The 24,074-nt window shown below is 55.5% G+C and carries 27 protein-coding genes; 18 read left to right on the top strand and 9 right to left on the bottom strand.

Annotated features, from left to right (window positions below):
* Positions 1-26: 26 nt before the first annotated feature.
* The 6 genes from CPH17_RS04325 to CPH17_RS04300 are packed head-to-tail and all read right to left on the bottom strand — an operon-like array spanning position 27 to position 7,123.
* On the bottom strand, positions 27-935 hold the full coding sequence (locus CPH17_RS04325; protein WP_096298359.1) for a hydroxymethylglutaryl-CoA lyase: 909 nt from the start codon (positions 933-935) through the stop codon (positions 27-29).
* A 9-nt stretch (positions 936-944) separates the two neighbouring features.
* Complete coding sequence (locus CPH17_RS04320; RefSeq protein WP_096298357.1) at positions 945-2,984, bottom strand: acetyl/propionyl/methylcrotonyl-CoA carboxylase subunit alpha; 2,040 nt, start codon at positions 2,982-2,984, stop codon at positions 945-947.
* Positions 2,981-3,814, bottom strand: coding sequence for an enoyl-CoA hydratase/isomerase family protein (locus CPH17_RS04315; protein WP_074396624.1), 834 nt, complete (start codon positions 3,812-3,814; stop codon positions 2,981-2,983). Before CPH17_RS04315 ends, CPH17_RS04320 begins: the two co-directional genes overlap by 4 nt.
* A 12-nt stretch (positions 3,815-3,826) precedes the next feature.
* Complete coding sequence (locus CPH17_RS04310) at positions 3,827-5,434, bottom strand: carboxyl transferase domain-containing protein (protein WP_074396623.1); 1,608 nt, start codon at positions 5,432-5,434, stop codon at positions 3,827-3,829.
* 10 nt (positions 5,435-5,444) lie between these two features.
* Positions 5,445-6,614, bottom strand: a complete 1,170-nt coding sequence (locus tag CPH17_RS04305) for an isovaleryl-CoA dehydrogenase (RefSeq protein ID WP_074396622.1) — start codon at positions 6,612-6,614, stop codon at positions 5,445-5,447.
* Positions 6,615-6,670: 56 nt separating this feature from the next.
* Positions 6,671-7,123, bottom strand: a complete 453-nt coding sequence (locus CPH17_RS04300; protein WP_074396621.1) for a MerR family transcriptional regulator — start codon at positions 7,121-7,123, stop codon at positions 6,671-6,673.
* 377 nt (positions 7,124-7,500) lie between these two features.
* Here CPH17_RS04300 and CPH17_RS04295 point away from each other — a divergent pair, with 377 nt between their 5' ends.
* From CPH17_RS04295 to CPH17_RS04255, 9 genes are all read left to right on the top strand, one after another.
* A complete protein-coding gene (locus tag CPH17_RS04295) occupies positions 7,501-8,307 on the top strand; it encodes an ABC transporter ATP-binding protein (RefSeq protein WP_074396620.1) in 807 nt (268 codons plus the stop codon).
* The gene (locus CPH17_RS04290) at positions 8,304-9,062 is read left to right on the top strand and encodes an ABC transporter ATP-binding protein (protein ID WP_172898688.1); all 759 of its coding nucleotides are present in this window, start codon (positions 8,304-8,306) and stop codon (positions 9,060-9,062) included. Before CPH17_RS04295 ends, CPH17_RS04290 begins: the two co-directional genes overlap by 4 nt.
* Positions 9,063-9,173: 111 nt before the next feature.
* Complete coding sequence (locus CPH17_RS04285; RefSeq protein ID WP_096298355.1) at positions 9,174-10,397, top strand: ABC transporter substrate-binding protein; 1,224 nt, start codon at positions 9,174-9,176, stop codon at positions 10,395-10,397.
* An 83-nt stretch (positions 10,398-10,480) separates the two neighbouring features.
* A complete protein-coding gene (locus CPH17_RS04280) occupies positions 10,481-11,368 on the top strand; it encodes a branched-chain amino acid ABC transporter permease (RefSeq protein WP_096298353.1) in 888 nt (295 codons plus the stop codon).
* 3 nt (positions 11,369-11,371) lie between these two features.
* A complete protein-coding gene (locus CPH17_RS04275; protein ID WP_096298351.1) occupies positions 11,372-12,364 on the top strand; it encodes a branched-chain amino acid ABC transporter permease in 993 nt (330 codons plus the stop codon).
* Positions 12,365-12,634: 270 nt separating this feature from the next.
* On the top strand, positions 12,635-13,789 hold the full coding sequence (locus tag CPH17_RS04270; protein WP_074396615.1) for an acyl-CoA dehydrogenase family protein: 1,155 nt from the start codon (positions 12,635-12,637) through the stop codon (positions 13,787-13,789).
* 54 nt (positions 13,790-13,843) lie between these two features.
* Positions 13,844-14,959 (top strand): enoyl-CoA hydratase/isomerase family protein, encoded by a 1,116-nt coding sequence (locus CPH17_RS04265; RefSeq protein ID WP_096298349.1) that lies wholly within the window; start codon positions 13,844-13,846, stop codon positions 14,957-14,959.
* A 42-nt stretch (positions 14,960-15,001) separates the two neighbouring features.
* Entirely contained in the window at positions 15,002-15,904 is a 903-nt protein-coding gene (gene mmsB / locus CPH17_RS04260; protein ID WP_096298347.1) for a 3-hydroxyisobutyrate dehydrogenase, read from the top strand.
* A 10-nt stretch (positions 15,905-15,914) separates the two neighbouring features.
* Positions 15,915-16,541 carry a glutathione S-transferase family protein gene (locus tag CPH17_RS04255; RefSeq protein ID WP_096298345.1) on the top strand — a complete coding sequence of 209 codons (627 nt, stop codon included), beginning with the start codon at positions 15,915-15,917 and terminating at the stop codon, positions 16,539-16,541.
* A 17-nt stretch (positions 16,542-16,558) separates the two neighbouring features.
* On the opposite strand, the gene CPH17_RS04250 is transcribed toward CPH17_RS04255, so the two are convergent.
* The 3 genes from CPH17_RS04250 to CPH17_RS04240 all read right to left on the bottom strand — a co-directional run bounded on the left by CPH17_RS04250 (position 16,559) and on the right by CPH17_RS04240 (position 19,860).
* Entirely contained in the window at positions 16,559-17,494 is a 936-nt protein-coding gene (locus tag CPH17_RS04250) for a ketopantoate reductase family protein (protein WP_096300891.1), read from the bottom strand.
* A gap of 81 nt (positions 17,495-17,575) precedes the next feature.
* The gene (locus CPH17_RS04245; RefSeq protein ID WP_096298343.1) at positions 17,576-18,430 is read right to left on the bottom strand and encodes a mechanosensitive ion channel family protein; all 855 of its coding nucleotides are present in this window, start codon (positions 18,428-18,430) and stop codon (positions 17,576-17,578) included.
* A gap of 413 nt (positions 18,431-18,843) precedes the next feature.
* A complete protein-coding gene (locus CPH17_RS04240) occupies positions 18,844-19,860 on the bottom strand; it encodes an IS30 family transposase (RefSeq protein ID WP_027336024.1) in 1,017 nt (338 codons plus the stop codon).
* Between the two features lie 225 nt (positions 19,861-20,085).
* Between CPH17_RS04240 and CPH17_RS04235 the strand changes: the two genes are divergently transcribed.
* The 9 genes from CPH17_RS04235 to CPH17_RS04195 all read left to right on the top strand — a co-directional run bounded on the left by CPH17_RS04235 (position 20,086) and on the right by CPH17_RS04195 (position 23,963).
* Positions 20,086-20,547: a hypothetical protein gene (locus CPH17_RS04235; protein WP_231898076.1), complete on the top strand. Its 462-nt coding sequence runs from the start codon at positions 20,086-20,088 to the stop codon at positions 20,545-20,547.
* A 63-nt stretch (positions 20,548-20,610) separates the two neighbouring features.
* Positions 20,611-21,072, top strand: a complete 462-nt coding sequence (locus CPH17_RS04230) for a GNAT family N-acetyltransferase (protein WP_231898075.1) — start codon at positions 20,611-20,613, stop codon at positions 21,070-21,072.
* A gap of 98 nt (positions 21,073-21,170) precedes the next feature.
* On the top strand, positions 21,171-21,704 hold the full coding sequence (locus tag CPH17_RS04225) for an AAA family ATPase (RefSeq protein WP_074396170.1): 534 nt from the start codon (positions 21,171-21,173) through the stop codon (positions 21,702-21,704).
* Positions 21,705-21,794: 90 nt separating this feature from the next.
* Positions 21,795-22,124, top strand: coding sequence for a DHCW motif cupin fold protein (locus CPH17_RS04220; protein ID WP_074396171.1), 330 nt, complete (start codon positions 21,795-21,797; stop codon positions 22,122-22,124).
* A 138-nt stretch (positions 22,125-22,262) separates the two neighbouring features.
* The gene (locus CPH17_RS04215; RefSeq protein WP_074396172.1) at positions 22,263-22,526 is read left to right on the top strand and encodes a BrnT family toxin; all 264 of its coding nucleotides are present in this window, start codon (positions 22,263-22,265) and stop codon (positions 22,524-22,526) included.
* A complete protein-coding gene (gene brnA, locus CPH17_RS04210) occupies positions 22,516-22,785 on the top strand; it encodes a type II toxin-antitoxin system BrnA family antitoxin (RefSeq protein WP_074396173.1) in 270 nt (89 codons plus the stop codon). Before CPH17_RS04215 ends, brnA begins: the two co-directional genes overlap by 11 nt.
* Before the next feature lie 38 nt (positions 22,786-22,823).
* Positions 22,824-23,291: a hypothetical protein gene (locus CPH17_RS04205; RefSeq protein WP_197668833.1), complete on the top strand. Its 468-nt coding sequence runs from the start codon at positions 22,824-22,826 to the stop codon at positions 23,289-23,291.
* Positions 23,292-23,356: 65 nt separating this feature from the next.
* Positions 23,357-23,671: a transcriptional regulator gene (locus CPH17_RS04200; RefSeq protein WP_074398482.1), complete on the top strand. Its 315-nt coding sequence runs from the start codon at positions 23,357-23,359 to the stop codon at positions 23,669-23,671.
* Complete coding sequence (locus CPH17_RS04195; RefSeq protein ID WP_072795443.1) at positions 23,664-23,963, top strand: helix-turn-helix domain-containing protein; 300 nt, start codon at positions 23,664-23,666, stop codon at positions 23,961-23,963. Before CPH17_RS04200 ends, CPH17_RS04195 begins: the two co-directional genes overlap by 8 nt.
* The last annotated feature ends 111 nt before the right edge of the window (positions 23,964-24,074 follow it).

The following is a 24,074-nucleotide window of genomic DNA, read 5'->3' as shown; positions in this document are numbered from 1 at the left end:
GATAGGCAGCGACTGTTTATTGTGTGTTATGAGCTGGCGCGGCCTTTTGCCAGGGCGACTTTAGAGTTGGGTTTGCGCCCCAATTCGCCGGTAATCCAATAGCCGGTATCAATCACTGCTTGCAGGTCAATGCCGGTATCGATGCCGAGTCCTGCTAATAGATAGAGCACGTCTTCGGTGGCCACATTGCCTGACGCGCCCTTGGCGTACGGGCAGCCGCCGAGCCCGGCGGTAGCCGCATCAATCACGCTGACGCCTTCTTCCAACACGGCGTAGAGGTTTGCCAGCGCCATGCCATAGGTGTCGTGAAAGTGGGCAGCGAGATGCTCAACAGGCACATGCTGGCGGGTCGCCTCAATCATGCGCTTGGCGGCGAGCGGGGTGCCAACGCCAATGGTGTCGCCCAGCGAGATTTCGTAGCAACCCATGTCATAAAGTGCTTTGGCCACCTCGGCCACCTTGCGCGGCACAATATCGCCTTCGTAGGGGCAGCCCAACACGCAGGACACATAGCCGCGCACCGGCACGCCCGCCGACTTGGCGCGTTCAAGTACTGGTGCAAAGCGCGCTAGGGATTCGGCAATGGAGCAGTTGATGTTCTTCTGCGAAAACGCTTCGGAGGCCGCGCCGAACACCGCGACTTCTTCAACACCAACCGCTAAAGCGTTTTCCAGCCCTTTCATATTAGGTGTCAGCGCGGAGTAAACCACTCCTGGATGGCGCTGAATGCCGGCCATTACCTCAGCGGCATCGCCCATTTGCGGCACCCACTTGGGGGAGACAAAACTGGCGGCTTCGATGTGCGCTATACCCGTCTTGGCAAGCCGCTCAATCAATTCGATTTTAATAGCGGTGGGCACTGGGTCACCCGGCTCATTTTGCAAGCCGTCGCGAGGGGCCATTTCAAACAGTTTGACGGACGTAGGCAGCGCCATGGTGAGCTCCTATTCGCTGGGGGCAAAGTCGAGCAGGACATCGCCCTGGCTGACCGTATCACCGGCCCGGAAGTGGAACGACGCCACGCTGCCATCGGCCGGAGCGGTCATGGTGTGTTCCATTTTCATGGCTTCCATGACCATCAGCGGCATGCCTTTCTCAACGGCCACGCTGGGCTCAACGAGTAGTGCAACGACGGTGCCGTTCATGGGTGCCGTCAGCGTGGATTCTGCTTCGTGGTGGCCGTGATCGATGGCGTCGATACGCCGCCAGAACAGGCGGGTTTCGCCGCTGGGGTCGGCCATTACCACAATATGACCATCACGGCGTGCTTGAAGGCGATGGCGGTGGCCGTTCAGCGTGACCGCGACGGCATCGCCTGTGAGCGGCTGCAGGCTGGCGGTAAGCGTTTCATCGCCGATGGTGAGATTCCACAGCGACTCGCCACTGCTGCGCTTGCCCTCAACAATCACCACGGCCTCGTCGTTATCCGGTGCCTGAGCACTTGCCGGATCGCAGAGTGCAATGCGAATAGTGTGGGGTGCATTCAGGCGGAAGCCATCATGGCGGTCCCAGGGCGAGTCGCTCTCGCATTCTTGCGCTAGTTGGTTCAGGCCAATCAGCGCGGCGCTGGCGTAGGCTTCCCGGCTATAGGTTTTCGGCGCGAACAGCGTGGCTTCATTGCGTTCAATAAAGCGCGTATCCAACTCCACATTTTTAAAGCTGGGATGCGTTGCTAAACGCATTAAGAAGGCGCGGTTGGTGGCCACGCCTTGGACGTCCAGCGCCGCCAGGGCACGATTAAGCGTTGCGAGCGCCGCGTCGCGGTCAACGCCGTGAACGATCAGTTTGGCGAGCATAGGGTCGTAGTGCATCGACACGGCATCACCGCTTTCCACGCCGCTATCCAATCGAACCTGATCGGCGTTTAAATCGGCACCCTCTAGATCCAGCGCGAAGCGCGTCAGCAGTCCAGTGGCGGGCAGAAAGTCCTGATCCGGGTCTTCGGCATAAATACGTGCTTCAAAGCTGTGCCCGGTAATGGTCAGTTCGTCTTGGGTGCAGGGTAGCGGTTCGCCCATCGCCACGCGCAGCTGCCACTCGACAAGATCCTGCCCGGTGATCATCTCGGTGACCGGGTGCTCAACCTGAAGGCGGGTGTTCATCTCCATAAAGTAGAAAGACCCATCCGCGTCTAGCAAAAATTCGACGGTGCCCGCGCCTACATAGCCGATCTCTTGGGCAGCGCGCACTGCGGCATCACCCATGGCGCGGCGCAGGTCCGCTGTCATACCCGGTGCGGGTGCTTCTTCGATGACTTTTTGATGGCGGCGCTGAACGCTGCAGTCGCGCTCGAACAAGTAGACGCCGTTGCCTTGATGGTCGCAGAATACCTGCACTTCCACGTGGCGCGGCTGCACAAGGTACTTCTCTATCAGCATGCGATCGTCGCCGAAGGCGGCCTTGGACTCGCGTCGGCAGCCGTCTAGCGCGGCTTGGAAGGCGTCAGTGGATTCGACCACGCGCATGCCTTTGCCGCCACCGCCTGCGCTGGCTTTGAGCATTACCGGGTAGCCGATCTTGTCGGCTTCATCACGAAGCAGAGCGTCGCCTTGGTCATCACCGTGGTAGCCAGGCACCAGCGGGACACCAGCATTGGCCATGCGCACCTTGGCGGCAGATTTATCGCCCATGGCGGCAATTGCCGATGCGGGCGGGCCCACAAAGGTAATACCTGCTTGTTCAAGCGCCTTTACAAAGCTGCCATTCTCGGAAAGAAAGCCGTAGCCGGGGTGTATCGCGCCGCTACCGGTACGTTTAGCGGCGTCGATGACCGCCTCGATATTCAGATAGCTTTCCCGCGCGGCGGCGGGGCCTAAGCGTATCGCTTCGTCGGCTTCGCGCACGTGACGAGCACTGGCATCGGCGTCAGAGTAAACAGCCACGGTTTTTAAGCCCATGCGGCGCGCGGTACGCATTACACGGCAGGCGATTTCGCCTCGGTTGGCCACTAGCAGCGTATCGAATTTCGTGGGATTAGACGTCATAAGCGTGGCTCCGCAGCGTTGTTATGTTGTTGAGGACTGGACGGCGCTGTCCAGGCGGGGCGGCGCTTTTCAAGAAAGCTGGATAAGCCTTCTTGACCTTCCTGGCTTACCCGCAGCTTGGCGATCACCTGGCAGGTATGCTCGCGGGTGTCGTCACTGTCAGGCGCTTGAGCCACCGTGGCCATTAAGGCTTTGGTGGCGCGCTGGGCCTGAGGGGAGCCTTTTAGTAGTGTTGCCAGCATGATGTCCACTTCGTCGTCTAGCTTATCGTGCTCCACCACCATATGGACTAAGCCCAGCGCGAGGGCTATTTCGGCGTCCATGACTTCGGCGGTTAACGCATAGCGGCGCATCTGTCGTTCGCCCAGGGCTCGCTGCACATAGGGGCTGATGACCGCAGGCGATAGGCCGATGTTGACTTCCGATAGGCAGAATTTGGCTTTTCCTGAGGCGATCACGATATCGCAGCAGGCAGCCAAGCCCACCGCGCCGCCAAAGGCAGCCCCTTGAACGCGGCAAACCGTGGGGCAGGGCAGTGTATCGAGCCCGTGCATGAGGGCGGCAAGCTTGCGGGAGTCGGCGAGGTTATCTTCCAGGCCGTAATCGACCATGCGCTTCATCCAGTTCAGGTCGGCACCCGCTGAGAAGCTTTTGCCTTCTGACCCCAGCACTACCGCGCGCACATCGCCTGCTTCGGCCAACGTATGCAACTGGTCAAGGTGCGCGTTTAGCTCAGCGATCAAACTATCGTCAAAGGCGTTATGCACCTCGGGGCGGTTTAACGTAAGGCGCGCCACGTTGTCTTCGATACTTAGTGTTGAATAAGCCATGATGTCCAACCTCTACATGCGGAACACGCCGAAACGTGTGTCTTCGATGTCTGCGTTCATCGCGGCGGCTAGTGAAAGCCCCAGCACATCGCGGGTTTGCAGCGGGTCGATGACGCCGTCGTCCCATAGTCGGGCGCTGGCGTAGTAGGGGTGGCCCTGGTGCTCGTACTGGTCGCGGGTGGGTTGCTTAAAGGCTTCTTCATCGGCTTTCGTCCACTCGTTGCCATCGCGCTCGTACTGTTCGCGTTTTACCTGCGCAAGTACGCCTGCTGCCTGCTCGCCACCCATCACTGAAATGCGCGCGTTAGGCCACATAAACAGCAGGTTGGGGTCATAGGCGCGACCACACATGCCGTAGTTGCCGGCGCCAAAGCTGCCACCAATTAGCACGGTGTATTTGGGCACCTTGGCGCAGGCCACGGCAGTCACCAGTTTGGCGCCGTGCTTGGCAATGCCTTCGTGCTCGTACTTGGAACCGACCATAAAACCGGTGATGTTCTGCAGGAACACCAGCGGAATCTTGCGCTGGGCGCATAGCTCGATAAAGTGCGCACCTTTCACGGCGCTTTCGGAAAACAGCACGCCGTTGTTGGCCACAATGCCCACCGGGTAGCCGTGAATATGGGCAAAGCCGGTGACCAGGGTTTCGCCGTAGTAGCGCTTGAACTCGTCAAAGTCGGAGTCATCGACGATGCGGCCAATCACTTCGCGTACATCAAAAGGCTTTTTAAGGTCGGTGCCGACAATGCCATACAGTTCAGACGGGTCGAGTTTGGGCGGCTTGGGCGCCTGCATGGCAAGCTTGCCGCGCTTTTGCCAGTTCAGCCGTGATACACAGGCGCGGGCAAGTTGAAGTGCATGGGCGTCGTTTTCTGCATAGTGGTCGGCCACGCCGCTGACCTTGGCGTGGACATCGGCGCCCCCCAGGTCTTCAGCGCTGATGCTCTCGCCGGTGGCGGCTTTTACCAAGGGTGGGCCGCCGAGGAAAATCGTGCCCTGCTCCTTAACGATGATCGACTCATCCGCCATGGCGGGTACATAAGCGCCGCCCGCGGTACAGGAGCCCATCACCACGGCAATTTGCGGAATGCCTTCGGCGGACATGGTCGCCTGGTTGTAGAAGATGCGCCCGAAGTGGTCGCGGTCGGGGAAGACTTCATCCTGGCGGGGCAGAAAAGCGCCGCCGGAGTCGACTAAATAGATACACGGCAGGCGATGTTTACGGGCGATCTCCTGGGCGCGAATATGTTTTTTCACCGTGAGTGGGAAGTAGGTGCCGCCTTTCACCGTGGCATCGTTGGCGACAATCACGCACTCGACGCCGGAAACGCGGCCAATGCCGGTCACCACACCTGCCGCCGGTATCTCGCTTTCATAAACGTGGTGGGCGGCAAGCGCTGAAAATTCGAGAAACGGCGAGCCTTCATCGATCAAGTGATCGATTCGGTCACGCACAAACAGCTTACCCCGGCTTTCGTGACGCTCGCGGGCTTTGGCACCGCCGCCCTGGGCGACGGCGGCGGTCAGCGCACGTAGTTTGTTGACTTCACCCAGCATAGAGGCTTCGTTGGCTTGAAACACATCGCTACGCGGATTGACTTGGCTATTCACAGTGCTCATGGCGCGACCTTTATTTGCTTTCAGTAAACAGTTCGCGGCCAATCAGCATGCGCCGAATCTCGCTGGTGCCCGCGCCAATTTCATATAGCTTGGCATCGCGCAGCAGGCGTCCGGTGGGGTATTCGTTGATATAGCCGTTGCCGCCGAGTAGCTGAATGGAGTCCAGTGCCACCTGGGTGGCTTTTTCAGCGCAGTAGAGGATTACGCCGGCTGCGTCTTTACGGGAGGTCTGGCCCCGATCACAGGCGCCCGCGACCGCGTATAAATAGGCGCGGCAGGCGTTCAGAGTGGTGTACATATCGGCCACTTTGCCCTGTACCAGTTGGAACTCACCTATCGACTGATTGAATTGTTTGCGCTCATGGATATAGGGCAACACCACGTCCATGGCGGCCTGCATAATGCCGATGGGGCCAGCGGCCAGCACGGTGCGCTCAAAATCCAATCCGCTCATCAATACCCGAACGCCCTTGCCTTCATCGCCGAGTATGTTTTCAGCGGGAACGGCGCAGTCCTGGAACACCAACTCGCAGGTATTGGAGCCGCGCATGCCGAGTTTGTCGAGCTTCTGGGCGGTAGAGAAGCCGGGCATGCCTTTTTCGATAATAAAGGCAGTGATGCCCTTGGAGCCGGCGTCTGGATCGGTTTTGGCATACACCACCAGTACGTCCGCATCCGGGCCGTTGGTGATCCACATCTTGTTGCCGTTGAGAATGTAATGATCGCCATCTCGCTTGGCGCGCAGCTGCATAGAGACCACATCCGAGCCTGCACCGGGTTCGGACATGGCAAGTGCCCCCACGTGGTCGCCACTGATTAACTTGGGCAGGTATTTGGCTTTTTGCTCGGCAGAAGCGTTAATTTTGATTTGGTTGACGCACAGGTTGGAGTGCGCGCCATAAGATAGCGCCACCGATGCGCTGGCCCGGGAAATTTCTTCCATGGCTATACAGTGGGCGAGATAGCCCATGCCGCTGCCGCCGTCTTCTTCAGATACGGTAATTCCCAACAGTCCCATATCGCCAAACTTCTTCCATAAATCATTAGGAAACTCATTGGACTGATCGATCTCAGCGGCACGCGGGGCAATTTCGCTGGAGGCAAAGGCGTTGACCTGCTCGCGCAGCATATTCAGTTCGTCATCAAGACCGAAGTTCAGTTCTGAGTAGTGTGAAAACATGGTCAATCACCTGTTGTTCATTGTGTTGATAAGAGTGCTGGCGGTATGGGGCTGAGTCAGTGCGTGGTCGCGGACGAAGAGGGCGATGCTTGATCAGACGATTCCGTCTGCTCTTCTTCTCTCTGTTTCTGATGTAGCTCTTCGAGCGCTTGGCGGCAGCGAATCTCGGCACTTTCAAGCTCAAGCTGCACCATGGTGATGTCTTTCATTTGCTGATCGAGCGCCGCTCGACGTTCGGCTATTTTGCTGAGCATTAAATGCAGCTGTTTTTTACTGCCGCTGCGTGTTTCATCCCATAGCTCGAATAGCTCGCGGATTTCGGCGAGTGAAAACCCAAGACGCTTACCGCGAATGGTCAATTTAAGGCGCACCCGGTCTTTACTGCTGTACACGCGGGTTTGTCCGCGTCGTGTCGGGTGCAATAACTCTTGATCTTCATAGAAGCGGATGCTGCGGGTGGTTAAATCAAACTCGTTGGCTAGTTCACTGATCGAGTAGGTTTTGCTCATGATGACTTTCTCTTAAATAAGTATATGCCCCTATGGAACACTGACCATGAGGCTAAAACAAGTTTACGTTAACGTAAAGCAATTATTGCAATGCGATGTTTGCTATTAACTTTGTGTAATTAACTGAATTTGAAGTAATTATTGGAGGTTTCTGTCAGCTTTGTATATTTTCGTAGACCAAAGTTGTAATTGTAATCACCTGCAAGAGGTTGCTAGTTTGCACTTACACCTTACGTTCAGGTAAGGATGCGTTGCCAGCTAACGATTTCCACTCCCGAGTGTAGAGGCTGGTGTATGGAGGCTACTGATCAATACGGCGTTAACGTAAGTCAGGGCCTTCTGAGTCAGCACAAGAACAACAAGAGGCTTACCACTTCATGTGTGCAGACGATGTTCAAAAAGCACATGTCCTCGAAACACGAGGGCTGACCAAGGAGTTTCGTGGTTTTACGGCGGTGGATGATGTCAATCTGCAGGTACAAGAGGGGCACATTCATGCCTTGATTGGCCCTAATGGCGCCGGAAAAACCACGGTGTTCAACCTGCTGACCAAATTTTTGCCGCCCACGCGGGGTGAAATTCTCTACCGTGGTAAATCGATTACCTCGATGAAATCCAATGAAATAGCTCGCCTGGGGCTCGTGCGCTCGTTTCAAATTTCCGCTGTGTTCGCCCATATGACAGCGCTTGAGAATGTGCGGGTAGCGCTTCAGCGGCCGCTGGGCACGTCCTTTCATTTTTGGAAGTCGGGCAAATCACTTGACCATTTAAATGAAAGGGCGCTGGCGCTGTTGGATGAAGTCGGGCTTGTTGAGTATGCCGATACGTTAACGGTAGAGATGCCTTACGGCCGCAAGCGAGCACTAGAGATTGCCACCACGTTGGCGCTTGATCCCACTATGATGCTGCTGGATGAACCTACACAGGGCATGGGCGCAGAAGATGTTGACCGCATTGTGGCGCTGATTAAACGCGTCTCAAAAGGGCGAACCGTATTGATGGTCGAGCATAATCTAAGCGTGGTGAGCCGTTTGTGTGACCGTATTACCGTTCTGGCGCGAGGCGCGGTGCTGGCTGAAGGCGACTACGATAATGTGTCCCGCAATCCGTTGGTCCGCGAAGCCTATATGGGCAGCGATGCCGCAGAAGAAGAGGGTCCTGGAAAAGAGGGCGTCGCCGTATGAACACTGCCGAAACCCAAGCACCACATACCGATACTGCCTCGCCGGATGCTCAATCTCTGGAAATGTTGCGTGTTCAAGACATGCACGCTTTCTACGGCGAGTCGCACATCCTTCACGGGGTTAATTTTGACGTAAAGCGCGGCGAGTTGGTGACCTTGCTTGGCCGCAATGGGGCAGGGCGTAGCACGACGCTAAAAGCGATTATGAACATGGTGGGGCGGCGTACCGGGTCCATCGTGATCAATGGCAACGAAACCCTGCACATGAAGCCGCACCATATTCCGCGTTTAGGTATTGGCTATTGCCCCGAAGAGCGGGGCATCTTTGCCAGCCTTGATGTACACGAAAACCTACTGCTGCCGCCCACCGTGCGTTCAGGCGGGATGAGCCTGGATGACATTTACGCCATGTTCCCCAATTTGTACGAGCGTCGCAAAAGCCAAGGCACGCGACTGTCGGGCGGCGAGCAGCAGATGCTGGCGATGGCGCGCATTCTTCGTACCGGCGCGCGCATGCTGTTACTGGATGAAATTACCGAAGGTTTGGCACCGGTGATAGTACAAAAGCTTGGTGAAGTATTGCAGCAGCTTAAGTCGCGCGGCATGACCATTGTGCTGGTGGAGCAAAATTTTCGCTTTGCCGCCCCGCTGGCGGATCGCCACTTCGTTATGGAGCACGGGCAAATCGTAGAAGAAATTAGCGCAGCCGAGCTGCCGTCACGTCGCGACCATTTAAATTCAATGCTGGGGGTATAACTCACCGACACGACCTTTTTGCTCTAATGCCCAAGCTAACGCTTGACCAAGCGCACTTAATGCTTCGCCTGCACCACAACAACAAAGGCTCCCAAGAGCCAGGAGAACAGCATGACCTTTAACAAAAAAACGCTAGCTACCTGTATTGCCGCTGCGGCAGCCTCGAGCCTAATGGCTTCTGCTGCTCAGGCAGAAATGAGCGATGACGAAATTCGCATTGGCTACTTGGCTGATATGTCGGGTACCTACCGCGACCTAGCCGGGCCGGGTGGCTTAACCGCGCTGGAAATGGCCGTTGAAGACTTCGGTGGCAGCGTTAATGGTACGCCTATCGAGATATTTAGTGCCGACGACCGTAATAGTGCCGACGTTGGGGCCAACGCAGTGCGTGAGTGGGTTGACGAGGATAACGTCGATATGGTCGCCGGGCTGGTAGCCTCGTCGGTATCCATTGCCGTCACCAAAGTACTGGAGGAAAACGACGGCCTGGGTATTGTCTCGGGGTCTGCCGCTTCCAGCATCACCAACGAGCATTGCACTCCTAACCATATTCACTGGGTGTACGATACTTACCCGCTGGCTAACGGCACGGCGAAAGCGGTGGTCGAGCAGGGCGGCGATAGTTGGTTTATGCTAACCGCGGACTACGCCTTTGGCCATGCCCTGGAAGCCGATGTTACCAAGGTGGTCGAAGAAAGCGGCGGCGAAATTGTTGATAGCGTGCGCCATCCGTTCCCCACCAATGATTTCTCCTCTTACATCCTCCAGGCCCAAGGCTCTGGTGCCAAGATTGTGGGTCTGGCGAACGCTGGTTCCGACACCGTCAACGCGATTACCACCGCTAGCGAGTTTGGCTTGACCGATTCGGGCCAACAGCTTGCCGGGCTGCTGATCTTCCTCAACGATGTTCATGCGCTGGGGCTTGAAGCCACTCAAAACCTGCTACTGACCACCGGTTGGTACTGGGATATGGACGAAGAGTCCCGCGAGTGGGCAGAGCGATACTATGAAGAAGAAGAGCGCATGCCGACCATGGTGCAGGCAGGTATCTACTCAAGCACCATGCACTACCTCAAAGCCGTTGAAGCGGCAGGGACTGATGACCCTGAAACTATTCGCGCCAAAATGGCCGAGGAACCGATCAACGACTTCTTCGCTCGCAACGGTCAAATTCGTGAAGACGGCCGCATGATTCACGATATGTACCTTGCTCAGGTGAAAACGCCCGAGGAATCCACCGGTGAGTGGGATCTTTACGAAATCCTCAGCACCATTCCCGCCGAAGAAGCTTACCGTCCGCTGTCTGAGAGCCAGTGCAAGCTGGTGCAGAACTAAACCAAGCTTCGCAATAACTAAGCAACCACCCTCGGGTAGCGGCCACCGGCTGCTACCCGTTTGATGGCGGGGAGAGTCGTACCATGACGATGATATTCGGTGTGCCAATGGCCGTGTTCATGGGGCAGTTGACGCTGGGCCTGGTGAATGGGGCCTTCTATGCGCTGCTCAGTCTGGGCCTGGCGGTCATCTTCGGCCTATTGAAGATCGTCAACTTTGCCCACGGAGCGCAATACATGCTGGGTGCGTTTGCCGCGCTGCTGGGCTTTCGCTATTTGGGTATTAATTATTGGCTGGCACTTATCTTGGTGCCGCTGGTGGTAGGGGCTTTCGGTATGCTGATGGAGCGTTTTCTGCTTCGTCGCATTGCCCATCTGGATCACCTCTACGGTTTGCTGTTGACCTTTGGTCTGGCGCTGATATTCGAGGGCACGTTGGTCAATATTTTCGGCATCTCTGGCGCGCGCTATGTGATGCCTGAGTCGCTACAAGGCGGGGTGAATCTAGGCTTTATGTTTTTACCCGTTTATCGCGGCTGGGTGCTGGTCGCCGCGTTGGCTATGTGCCTATTCACCTGGTTCATGATCGAGCGTACTCGATTGGGTGCGTACCTGCGGGCCGGGACTGAAAACTCCCAGTTAATGCAGGCCTTCGGCGTTAATGTGCCGCTGCTAATTACGCTGACCTATGGTTTTGGGGTCGGCTTGGCGGCTTTTGCTGGCGTCTTGGCGGCGCCGCTTTATCCGGTTTCGCCCACCATGGGCTCAAGCCTTTTGATTGTGGTGTTTGCCGTCGTCGTTATTGGCGGTATGGGGTCGATTTTAGGCGCCATCATTACGGGGTTGTCGATGGGCATTATTGAGGGGTTAACCAAAGTATACTACCCCGAGGCGGCCAATACGGTGATCTTCCTGGTGATGATCTTAGTGCTGCTGTTACGCCCCTCAGGGCTGTTCGGTAAGGAGGCGTAAATCATGACGCAATCTCAACACGCAACGGCCCCTTCGGTCGTCATCGAGCGGCAGCGGCGGGCCAAACAGCGGCGTACGCTGTTCCTTGTCGCGCTGGTGGCGATAGCGCTGGTAGCCCCCTTTGTGGCCTACCCTGTCTTTTTGATGAAAATTCTCTGCTTTGCGCTGTTTGCCTGCGCGTTCAACTTATTGCTGGGCTATGCGGGCTTGCTATCGTTTGGCCATGCAGCCTTTCTGGCCAGTGGCGGTTACGTGACCGGCTATTTGCTGGCCAGTTACCCCGGCCTTACGCCGGAGTTGGGTATTCTCGCCGGAACGTTAATGGCAACCCTGTTGGGGCTAGTGTTTGGTGTGCTATCGATTCGCCGTCAGGGTATCTACTTTGCCATGGTGACGTTAGCGCTGGCGCAACTGATGTTCTTTGTTTACGTTCAGGCACCCTTTACTGGGGGCGAAGATGGCCTTCACGGCGTACCGCGCGGAGAGCTATTTGGCTTTATTAGTCTGCGTAATAACGTGGCGATGTATTATTTCGTGCTGGCGATCTTTGTGTTTGGCTTTGCGTTGATTCAGCGTACGGTGCATTCGCCCTTCGGGCAGGTGCTCAAGGCCATTCGCGAAAACGAGCCGCGTGCGGTATCGCTTGGCTATAACGTGGACGCTTACAAGTTGGTGGCCTTCGTTATCTCGGCGGCGCTTGCGGGATTGGCAGGCTCTACTAAAACCGTCGTGTTCCAGCTAGCCTCGCTGACGGATGCCCATTGGCATATGTCGGGCGAAGTGATTCTGATGACGCTGCTGGGCGGTGTTGGCACCTTGCTAGGCCCGGTAATGGGGGCAAGCCTAGTGGTTAGTCTCCAGCATCTCCTTGCTCAGTCGCCGTTGGGCAACTGGGTGAGCGTCATCCTGGGGATTATTTTCGTAGTCTGCGTACTGAGTTTTCGCAGCGGTATTGTGGGAGAGCTTGGCAAAATGTACCGCAAAAACTTTAAGTAAATTCTGCTGTGTTATCGATACAGCCGTACCGAGTCTGTCCATTGTTGGGTGCCGTTTGGCACCCTTTTTTTATGCCAAGCATCTGCCTACGCCAAAGGTCGAGGAAGCAAGATAGTTGCTTGCGATAGGCTTAAAATATAAGTTAACGTAAACGTCAATTAACCCCTTTGGCTTCACCGGCCAACACGCTTCGAGCACACAATCACAACAACGAAAGCGCGCGCTTAAAACGATTGGGATTAAGTGGGCGGCTTTCAGCGGAGACACGCTATGAATTTTGAGCTAAGCGAAGACCAGGTTGCGTTTGCCGATATGGCGCGCGCCTTTGCCCAAAACGAGTTGGCCCCCCATGCCGCCGAGTGGGACCAGGAGGCTATTTTCCCCGTTGATGTAATACGCAAAGCGGGCGAGTTGGGCTTTTGCTCGCTTTACGCGCCGGAAAGCGTCGGCGGGCTTGGCCTTTCCAGGCTGGATGCCAGCATCATCTTCGAGCAGCTCTCCATGGGCTGCACCTCAACCACCGCGTACCTCACCATCCATAATATGGTCACTTGGATGCTTGCAGACTTTGGCACGCCTGACGCCGTTGGGCAGTGGGGTGAAAAGCTCGCTAGCGGCGAACTGCTTGGCTCTTACTGCCTCACCGAGCCCAACTCCGGCTCCGACGCGGCTTCGTTAAAAACCACCGCCAAGCGCGATGGAAATGACTACCTGCTAACCGGCAGCAAAATGTTCATTTCCGGCGCGGGCAGTACCGATGTGTTGATCGTAATGGCGCGCACCGGGGGAGAGGGCGCTGGTGGCGTTTCCGCCTTTGTGGTGGAGGCCAATGCTGACGGCATCAGTTACGGGCGCAAAGAAGCCAAAATGGGCTGGAATAGCCAACCAACCCGCATGATCACCTTCGAAGACGTACGCGTGCCCGCGAGCCAACTGCTGGGCAAGGAAGGCGATGGTTTCAAAATCGCAATGAAAGGCCTGGATGGTGGACGAATCAACATTGCCACCTGCTCGATTGGTACGGCTCAGCAGGCCATCAACGAGGCGCGGGCCTATATGCTGGAGCGCAAGCAGTTTGGCAAGCGCCTGGCGGACTTTCAGGCGCTCCAGTTCCGCCTGGCCGATATGGTCACTGAGCTGGTCGCTGCGCGTCAGCTAGTGCGTTTAGCGGCCACTAAGCTGGATGCGGGCGATGCCGATGCGATCACCTATTGCGCCATGGCCAAGCGTTTCGCCACCGATGTAGGCTTTAAGGTGTGCGACGAAGCGCTACAGTTATATGGCGGTAACGGCTATATCAAGGAATACCCAATGGAACGCTTTGTGCGCGATACCCGCGTGCATCGTATTCTTGAAGGCACCAATGAGATCATGCGCCTGATCATTTCACGCCGCGTGCTGGCGGAGGGGGCTGCCGAGCTGTAGCGCTGCCGTGTGGATCTTATCGTTATGGTGATTGCCCGAAATAAGGATGGTTAGATGAGTAGCGTACTGTTTACCGAACACCCCACCCAGGACGGCCACGTCATTGCAGAAATAACCCTCAATGCTGAGCGTTCGCTGAATGCCCTGACCCTGGAAATGATCGACGAAATGCTGCCTCGCTTAGCTGATTGGCAGGACGATGAACGCGTGGTTGCCGTGCTGCTCGATAGCGTAGGGGAAAAAGCCTTTTGCGCCGGTGGCGATGTGGTCAACCTTTATAAAGCCATAAAAGGTGAGGGCGACCCCGACTTTCCGGAGCGCTTTTTTAACCACGAGTACCGTTTGGATTTCGCCCTGCACACCTACCCAAAGCCGGTGATTTGCTGGGGCAACGGTATTGTCATGGGCGGCGGTATGGGCCTGCTTAGCGCAAGCAGCCACCGGGTGGTGACCGAAACCTCGCGCCTGGCGATGCCCGAGGTCACCATTGGGCTTTACCCGGATGTGGGCGCCAGCTGGTTTCTGAACCGTTTGCCCAACGGCACCGGCCGGTTTCTTGCCATGACCGGCAGCCAAATCAACGCACCGGATGCCGTTCATCTGGGCCTTGCTGACCGAGCCATTGCCAGCCACCAGCGCGATGCGCTAGCGCAAAAGTTAACTGACGCCGCTTGGGGCGAAGGCGAGCAGACCGATACCCATGGGGTGGTTAATCGTATTCTGCGCGAGCTTGAGCACGCCTCACGACCTGTTTTCGAAGAGTTGGAAGCGCCGGTGTATAAATTCTCGCCGCTGATCCGCGAGTTGATGGACCACGACACCGTCGAGCAAATTGTGGCGGCCATAGCCGGTGTTAAAAGCGACGACAAGTGGTTTGGCAAAGCGCAAAAAACACTGGCCCACGGTAGCCCGGTGTCCATCAAGCTGATTGATGAACAGCTCAAGCGCGCTAAGTACATGTCATTGGCCGAAGTGTTCCAGGCTGAGCTGGCGCTTTCGGTGCAGTGTTGCCGCCACCGAGAATTCCCCGAAGGCGTGCGTGCTTTGCTGGTGGATAAAGATGGCAAGCCCAACTGGACCTACCCCGATGTGGCCACGGTGGAGGCATCTTTCATTGATGAACTGCTAACACCGCCGTGGGCAAATAACCCGCTCGACGATCTTCACTAATTTTTACTGACCTTTAGCTTACTTATAACAAGGACAATCGCCATGAAAACTGTCGCATTTATCGGTCTAGGCAATATGGGTGGCCCGATGGCCGCTAACTTGGTCAAGGGAGGCTTTAAGGTACGTGCTTTTGACCTTTCAGCCAGCGCGTTGGACACCGCAAAATCCCAGGGCTGCGAAGTGGCAAGCTCCGCCCAGGAGGCCGTGGCAGACGCCGACGTTGTGATCTCTATGCTGCCTGCAGGCAAGCATGTGATGGGCCTGTACGCCGAAGGCGACGCGCCGCTGTTTGACGTTATTAAATCAAGCGCCATCGTTATCGACTGCTCCACCATCGATGCCGATACGGCCCGAAGCGTAGCCGCCATCGGCGCCGAAAAGGGCATCGGCTTTGTCGATGCGCCGGTTTCTGGCGGCGTAGGCGGCGCTCAGGCAGGCACGCTGACGTTTATCGTCGGCGGCAGTGAAGCCCAGTTCGAACAGGCCAAACCGGTACTGGACGCCATGGGCAAAAACATCTTCCACGCCGGCGACCATGGGGCCGGGCAAATCGCCAAGGTGTGCAACAACATGCTGCTGTCGATCCTGATGGCGGGCACCTGTGAAGCCATCAACATGGGCGTCAAGAACGGCCTAGACCCGGCGGTGCTGTCAGAAATCATGAAACAAAGCTCCGGCGGCAACTGGGCGCTGAATGTGTATAACCCCTACCCAGGGGTAATGGAAAATGCGCCTGCGTCGAAAGACTATCAAGGCGGTTTCCAGGTCGACTTGATGATCAAAGATTTGGGGCTTGCCATGGATGTCAGTCAGCTAAGTGCCTCGCCCGTGCCCATGGGGTCCGCCGCTCGTTCGCTATTTACCTTCCATAAAGCAGGCGGTAACGGCAAACTCGACTTTTCAAGCTTGATGCGGTTTTATCAGGACAACGCGTCTAACGCATAAAGGAATGGCCATGATCACACTCTGGGGTCGCGATACTTCCACCAACGTCAAGAAAGTCCGCTGGGTGCTGGATGAGCTGGCATTGCCCTACGAGCAGATACAGGCCGGGCTGCATCACGGGGTAAATAACACACCGGAATACCTAGCCATGAACCCCAATGGGCTAGTGCCGTTATTTCGTGACGATGCCACCGACAGTCTGCTGTGGGAATCCAACACCATCATCCGTTACCTAGCGGCCCAGTACGGCGAGGGTAAGTTCTGGATTGAGGAACCCGCCCAACGCGCCCAAGCAGAAAAATGGATGGATTGGTCGATTGGCGCGCTTTCGCCCACGCATCGCGCTATTTTAGCGGGCTATGTCAGAACGCCACCGGAACAGCGTGACAATGCGGCCATTGAAGCGTCCCTTAAGGTCTGTGAAGGGTTGTTTAGCATGATGGATGACGCGCTTGCCACGCAGCGCTGGTTCTCTGGCGAAGCGTTTGGTCTGGGTGATGTTGCCATCGCGCCGTCAGTCTACAACTTGCTCAACTGCGGCCTTAGCTGGCAGCCACGCCCCCATTTGGAGCGTTGGTATCAAGCGCTCACCGAACGCCCCAGCTTCCGCAAGGTGGTGATGATTCCGGTGGCGTGAGCCAAGGTCCTCATGGCTTAGGTAGCCGAAACTGAATAACCCACTTCTAATGCGGTGATTTCATCATCAAGTGCCTGCAGAACGCCATGCGGCAAGTGGTGGTGACGGGCGCTTTCGATCAATGGCCCCAAAATCGCCTCGCGCTCGGTGGGGCGTTTGGCCTCTACATCCTGAAGCATCGAGGCCTTGTTATTGGCGGTGTTCTCCACCACTTGCAAGACCAGCGCTCGCCATGCGTCTTCGCCATGGCCACCATTCGGTGGCTGAATGCCTTCAGCCTGCATGATCGCCGCGACTTCCTTCACTATGGCTTTCACCCGGCCTGCATACGCTGCTTCACGCAACTCGCCGTTGCGCACCCCATGCAGCGCGACAAGTGGGTTAATTGCCGCGTTCACCGCCAGCTTCTGCCACAGGCGGCTTCGAATATCGTCCACTGCCGTCGCGGCAAACCCCACCTGGGTTAACGTCTGCGCCAGCGCTTCCGCCAGAGCACCGTGCTGGTTATTCAAATCGCCAATAAACGTCGCCCCGCGCCCCGCATGCACCACGCCATCGCCGCCGGTTAAATAAGCGCCTTCAGTAGTGGTGGCGCAGAGCACCGGCCCAGGCCATACCTGGGTAATCCGCGGCTGTGCCAGAAAGCCGTTTTGCCAAAGCACCAGCGGGGTAGTCGAAGGGATGACCTTTGCAATGCTTTCAAGCGCCGCTTCAGCCGCCATGGCTTTGGTGGTGATATGCACAAAGGCAGGTGGCGCATGCGTTTCAGAAGCCAGTTGGGCCACCGTAAACGTATTAAGGAGCTGCGACCGTTGCTCGCCTTCCGGTGTGGTAAGCCATTGTTGCTCAGCCAGCGCCCGACGACCAATCAGCGTGACCGCCGCCATGGGCGAGAGCGAGTGCGCCAACAGGCGGCCAATGGCGCCAGGGCCGAGTATCCAGTGGGATATCATCATCGAGATTGTTACTCAGCAGTGGTGTGCGACCAAGCTTACCGTGTTCATTGCCAATAAATGAAACTAGGCGATTTCTAGTCACGCGGGGGCAGAGGCGTTCGTCACATTGCGCAAATGCCAATAACGGCGCAGCACAGCGTCGTTGATGGCGTGCTCCATATCAAAGGCGCTGGGCGTGGGGCAGAAAAGCGTGACGCCGATGCGCTGCTTGCCAATGTCTGTGGTCGAAAGAGTCACGCGAGGGCGTGGATCGGCGATGTCGATGCCGCTGCGTTTTCTGATCACTTCGCTGTAGCGTTGGGCCAATTCGGAATGCGGGGCATGAAGCGATGCCACCTCCTCCTCAAGGGCTGGCAGTTCGGATCGCATATCCACGTTGGGCTCTAAAACGACGCAGACTTCAAGATACACCCACTTCTTGAAGAAGTTCTGATTCTGGATCGGCGTGGTCAGGAAAATGCTGTTGGGCACCACGATGGTCTTGCCGGAGTATTCAAAACGTCCCACCGCGCCGCCGATTTCCTGCAGGGTCGTTGCCAGCATGGTTTCGTCGACCACCTGGCCGCGCAGGTCGCCGATTTCGACCCAGTCGCCAATCTCGAACGGCTGGTTGACAATACGCAGCACGGTGCCCGAAAGGCAAAGAATCAGCTCCTTGGTCGCGATCACCAAGGCCACGGCGAAGGCGGTGATGGACAGCGCAAAGGCGTGCAGGGAAGGCAGCCAGATCAACGCCAGGCCGAGTAACGTAAGGATGACGGCAACGTTGCGGATCCTGGCCAGCCAGGCGCGACGGTAATCGGACAAAATCTCTTCTCGCCCGCGGATGACGCGCACGGCAAGGATGCGCAGCGTTATAAGAATCGCCACGAGCGCAATCGAGCTCACCAGACGGTTGCTCAACAGCTCCAACCAGAAGGAATCCTCAGGCATGGTGGTTCTGTGCTCCTCTTTCTGCGGGTCAATGATTCATGATGATCTTGGCACAGTGACACTACGCCGTCGATTGAGGGCCAGCGCCAAGCGTGATATCGGCGACTTGGCTATCAAAGGCCTTAAGCGCTGTGGAGTTCATGATTAACATGATATTTTGCAACAACGCTTCCCATGAAAAAATCGCAGAGTAAAGGGCAGAGCCGATGCTCAGGTGCTAAGGTGGTTGAGGAGTTAGCCTTTCGTTATGCAGATGGAGTGCAGAAGGCCACTGGCGACGTTGTCAGCGCGTGAGCATTGATAAAGGAATATCCTGCGAGGGTTTATGGGCTCGTTTTGAAAGTTGGGTCTAGTCAGTTAACGACCCAAAGTGAACAGAATCATGGCGGATGCAGGCTCTGAGTGCAACACCGTCAATGTGTCGATGACGGAACCTCATGGTACTTCGCCAGCTCCTCGCTCATCACCTCAATAGGGCACTTGAAGTCGAAGCGCTTTCGCGGGCGCATGTTCAGCTCAAGCGCGATCTCATCCAGTTCTTGCTGGCTATAGATCGATAGATCCGTTCCCTTGGGCAAGTACTGTCGTATGAGCCCATTGATATTTTCGTTGGCGCCCCTCTGCCATGGGCTGTGTGGGTCACAGAAGTAGATAGCGACACCAGTATTCTGGGTGACCTTGGCGTGCTGCGTCATCTCACGTCCTTGGTCATACGTCATGCTCTTCCGTGCGGCCAACGGCATGCGATTCAGCGCTGCGCTGAAGCCTTCTACAGCAGAGGTAGCAGTCGCATCGTTCATCTTCGCTAGGATCAGGTAACCGCTTTTGAGTTCGACAAGGGTGCCGACAGCCGATGCATTGTTCTTGCCCTTGATCAGGTCGCCTTCCCAGTGGCCAGGAAATTCACGTTTTTCCACCTCTGGAGGGCGGAGATGGATGCTGACCATGTCCGGGATCTGGTTGCGCCGGTCGACCTGGCCACGGCGCGGCTTACGGGTTGGCTTGCCTTGCCGCAAACAATGGATCAGCTCCTTTCTCAGTTCACCGACGGGCAACGCGTAGATGGCACTGTAGATCGTTTCTCGGCAGACGTAGGCGTCTCGAAGGTCAGGGATATTCATATGCTTGAGCTTGCCGCTGATCTGTTCGGGAGACAAGCGCCGACGCAGCATGTGCTGAATCAGGGCGAACCGAGGGCTGCCAGGAAGCAGTTTGCGCCTTGGTCGACAACCGTCTCGACGGTGATCACGGCATTGTTGCGCATGTGGCGCACGATAGCTGCCATCGGACGATCTATTGCGCCGTATTTCTCGGCTAATCGTTGCCGGGGAGCGCTCGAGCAGGGCCGCTACCTTCCTGATGCTCAAGCCTTGCGCGAAGCTGACATGGATCGTGGCACGTTCTTCAGTGCAGAGTTCAGAATATGACATGGATACAACACCCTACCGGTTTGGTCAGGTGTTGCACTCAGAATTTGCGGCCAAGCAGATACGAAGAATGAACGCTCCCGTGAGCACATAATCCCGGAGTCGATGGGGAACGTTAACCATATTCTTCCGCCGGGGGCTGTTTGCCACAACTGCAATCAGTACTTCGCCAGAAAAGTTGAGAGGCCCTTGTTGGAGTCTCCGATTTTTCGGCACCTGAGAGCTGGAATGCAAGTTCCTTCAAAACGTGGTCGAGTTCCAGCATGGAATGCTTCAGATGGGTTGGACCTTCCAGGCAAACGCCTGATGGGGCGATTTTTAGGAAAAGTTGGCCTAGAGGTTTTAGTTCATAAGACACAGGAAGTTAGTTCTTGGAATACGGAGATTGTAGAACAGAGCGCACTTGATGAACTGAGAAGGCACGTACGCTTTAACGAAGGCGAAGATTGGCCATTTATAGCCCGAACCCTTCATCCGGTTAACGAAGTTTTTAACGACGGTACGGAGAGCTACGAAATTCTCCATGAGCTCGACATGATTATCACAGATTATTCGGAGTACTATTCTGTGGTTTCGATCTTCGGCGTTGAGCTTACTCTGAACATAGGTGGCCGAACCATAGAAGGGTTCGAGCAGTGGCTGGCAACAAATAATGGTGCTAGTCCTCTGTATACAGGTAAAAATGCATAACCAGGCCAAGCACAGCGACAGCTTTTCCGTTGCGGCTATGCCTACACTCCAAAGCTGCGCGTGTTGGCAGCGTTAGCCTCTATGATGATACGGAAATTTCAAGAAAGCGATTTTGAGAAAGTGAACGAAATTTACTCGCTGTCGAAGCTGGACGAACTCCGCTTTGAGCGAGAGGTATTCCAGTTATTGCCCCTGAAGGAGGACGAGAAACGACTTCGAGATCTCATGGAGTCCGAAATTTTTGTTTATGAGGACGGTGGTATTCTTGGCTATGGTGCTATTTACCAAAATGAAATTAGATCTCTTTTTGTCCATCCGTTGTATCGTGGCGAAGGGGTTGGTAGCGCGTTGTTTGATCATCTGATTGCTGAGGTTGGGACTCCTACTAAACTATACGTTGCGAAGAGCAACTTGCCAGCAAAATCCATGTACCATAAATACGGTTTTACGGTTACTGGGGAGTTTGAGGCGTCATACAACGGAAAATCAGTATTGGCAAACGAAATGGTGCGAATCAGTGAGTAAGGCTAACAAACGGCTGTTATCGCCCCTTCGGGGCTGGGACGGCCTTTCCGCCGCTGCGCGGCTATAAGCCAGCCCTAAAGCCGGGCGTTAGGGGTGAAATGAACCATCGATTCGTAGTCACTGGCGGCCCCGGTGGCGGCAAAACTACAATCCTTAATGCCCTAGAGGGTCGTGGATATCGCGTCGTGACGGAGGCTGCCCGTCGAATCATCAAAGAACGATTAACGGCTGGGCTATCACCTCGACCAGACCCGATTTCTTTCGGCCAAGCGATTCTCAGTTCGGATGTTGAAAAATACCGAAGTGCAGCTTCCTGCGACCATGCTGTATTCTTTGATCGCGGGGTGCTGGACGCACTGTATGTGCTTAATGCAGTGGGAGCGTTAAAACGCGATAAAATTGAGCAGTACGTCCAACAGTTTCCCTATAACGGCGTTGTTTTCCTGCTTCCCCCATGGGAAGAAATTTACGTTAAAGACTCAGAGCGTGATCAAAGTTTTGAGGAATCTATAGAAGTTTTTGAAGGTATGAAAAAGTGGTATTCGCAATGGGGCTACGAAACAGTAGAAGTACCACGTGACAATGTTCATGAGCGCGTATCGTTCATTTTGCAATGTATAGATACCCCCTAGCAATTCACTGTTGGCGGACAATTTTTCCGCCGCTTCGCGGCTCCAAAATTGCCGCAAAGTTCAGCGTTATGTGCTTAAGGAGGAACAGTCTTGAACATCACTAATTTGCCTTTTGGGGTTACTGATTGGTCTGAAGTTGAGAAGACCGAGCACTCTGGGGAACAGGGTGTGGCTTACTGGAAAACTCGAAACTTCGGCGACATCAGAGTGCGAATGGTTGAGTACAGCCCAGGCTATCTGGCCGATCATTGGTGTGCCAAGGGGCACATACTTCTCTGTCTGGAAGGCGAGCTTCATACTGAACTAGAAGACGGTCGGCATTTCTTACTCAGTCCCGGTTCGAGCTATCAGGTCGCAGATAATGCCGAGCTTCACCGTTCATCGACAGAGCGAGGCGCTAAGCTATTCGTTGTCGACTAAACACACATAACCAGGCTATGCACCGGATGCCAAAACCTCCGCTGCGCTGCGGCTTTGTCACCGGTGATGGCGGGCGTTAGCAGCTACAGCTTCCTTCCGAATCTTGCGGGTTGAGTAAAAAAGGAATAATTTGTACTCATGGATGAGTTTGAATTCGACGAAGCCAAAAGCAAGGCCAATCTGGACAAGCACGGTATAGATTTCGTTGCTGCCCAAGGGCTATGGAAAGATCCATACCTGCTGGAGATCCGCGCTAAATCAGAGGATGAGCAGAGGTTTTTGCTGATAGGCAAGATTGGTGAAAAGCACTGGTCGGCTGTCGTCACATACAGGGATGCTTGTATTCGTCTGATTTCAGTCAGACGTTCCCGTAAGAAGGAGGTTGAGCTCTATGAAAGCTAAAGACTTCGACAAGAAATTTGAAGAAGGGCAGGAAGATATCGTCGATGACCTCGATTTGTCCTCTGCTCGCCGCGTTAATCAGGAACAAAAGCGAATCAACGTCGATTTCCCGGCTTGGGTTGTCGAGTCGTTGGATCGTGAGGCTGCACGCATAGGCGTTACCCGTCAATCAATCATCAAAGTGTGGCTGGTGGAGCGTCTTCAGGCAGAATCTGCTAACAAGCCACTCAATGGTGACGCCGCAGGCGGCGCACATTAGCGGAGCTTTGTCGCACAAGTCGCCGAGGACTCTCTCACATGCCCGAAGAACCGAACTGGAACGCTCTTGTACCTGAATTCACGGTCGAGCAGATCGAAGTCTCGCTTCGCTTTTACACAATTGCTGGCTTTTCTATTCGATTTCAGCGAGACGACCCTCAGTTCGCCTACCTAGAACTTGGGCACGCTCAGCTGATGTTGGAACAACAGCACGAGCGCGGATGGAATGTCATCCCTCTTGATCGCCCACTTGGGCGAGGCATTAACTTCCAGATCGAGGTCCCGGACGTCGATACGGTTCATTCTGCTTTGGTGGCTGCCGGCGTGACCATCTTTAGGGAAGTTAAGGACACGTGGTACTCGGTCTCGCCCGATCTAAAAAAGGGCGGCGCGAGTTCCTTGTTCAAGACCCGGATGGCTACCTACTTCGTTTCGCGCAGCATCTCGAGAGTCGTGGTGCGGCCTAACAATTCGTCCAAGCCGATGCTGCTTCGCGGCACGGCTTAAATCAGGCGTTAACCCCTCCAATCATCCATATTGCAAAAGTCCGTCAATGACGTATATTGGTCGTCATGTTTACCATCATCGAAACCCCTACATTCGAAGCAGATGCCAGAAAAATCTGGACTGAGGAGGAGCGGAGTTCCTTCTTCGCCTGGTTAGCAGCCAACCCGGAAATTGGGGATCCCATTCCAGGCAGTGGCGGGTGTAGAAAAATTCGTTGGTCGGTGGCGGGTTCAGGAAAGCGTGGAGGGGTGCGAGTCATCTACTTCACCAGGTTGGCTAATGGTGAGATCTGGTTGTTGATGATCTACAAAAAGGACGCTAAGGATAACATACCCGCGCATATCCTGAAGTCGATTCGTGAGGCACTGGAAAATGATTAACGAGACCCTGAGTGCAGAGGAACTTGGTAACAAGCTGCTCCAATCTGTTAAAGAGATGAAAGCGGGCAAAGCTGCACGAGTCAGTCGTGTTGAGCCCAACGAAGTTGCAGAGGCCCGCGGCAAAACTGGCCTGACACAGGTAGAGTTTGCTGAGGTGCTGCATATTTCTCCGCGTACCCTGCAGGAGTGGGAGCAAGGTCGACGTAAACCCTCCGGGCCGGCAAAAGCACTCATCGAGATAGCTTTCCGTCATCCAGAGGTAATCCGAGAAGATCTTGAGCTAAGGGGTTAACAAGCGGCGGCTGTCGGACGCGCCTGGGCTGTCGCTCCGGCGCGCCGCCAAGCCGGGCGTTAGGATGCTGCAATATCCTCAGATGAGGAGAGTTGCGGCTGCGAGATAAGT

This window comes from Halomonas sp. hl-4, assembly GCF_900215475.1.
Taxonomy (GTDB): Bacteria; Pseudomonadota; Gammaproteobacteria; order Pseudomonadales; family Halomonadaceae; genus Vreelandella.
Note: the sequence above shows the minus strand (reverse complement) of the source record. Positions and strands in the feature narration are given on the sequence as shown.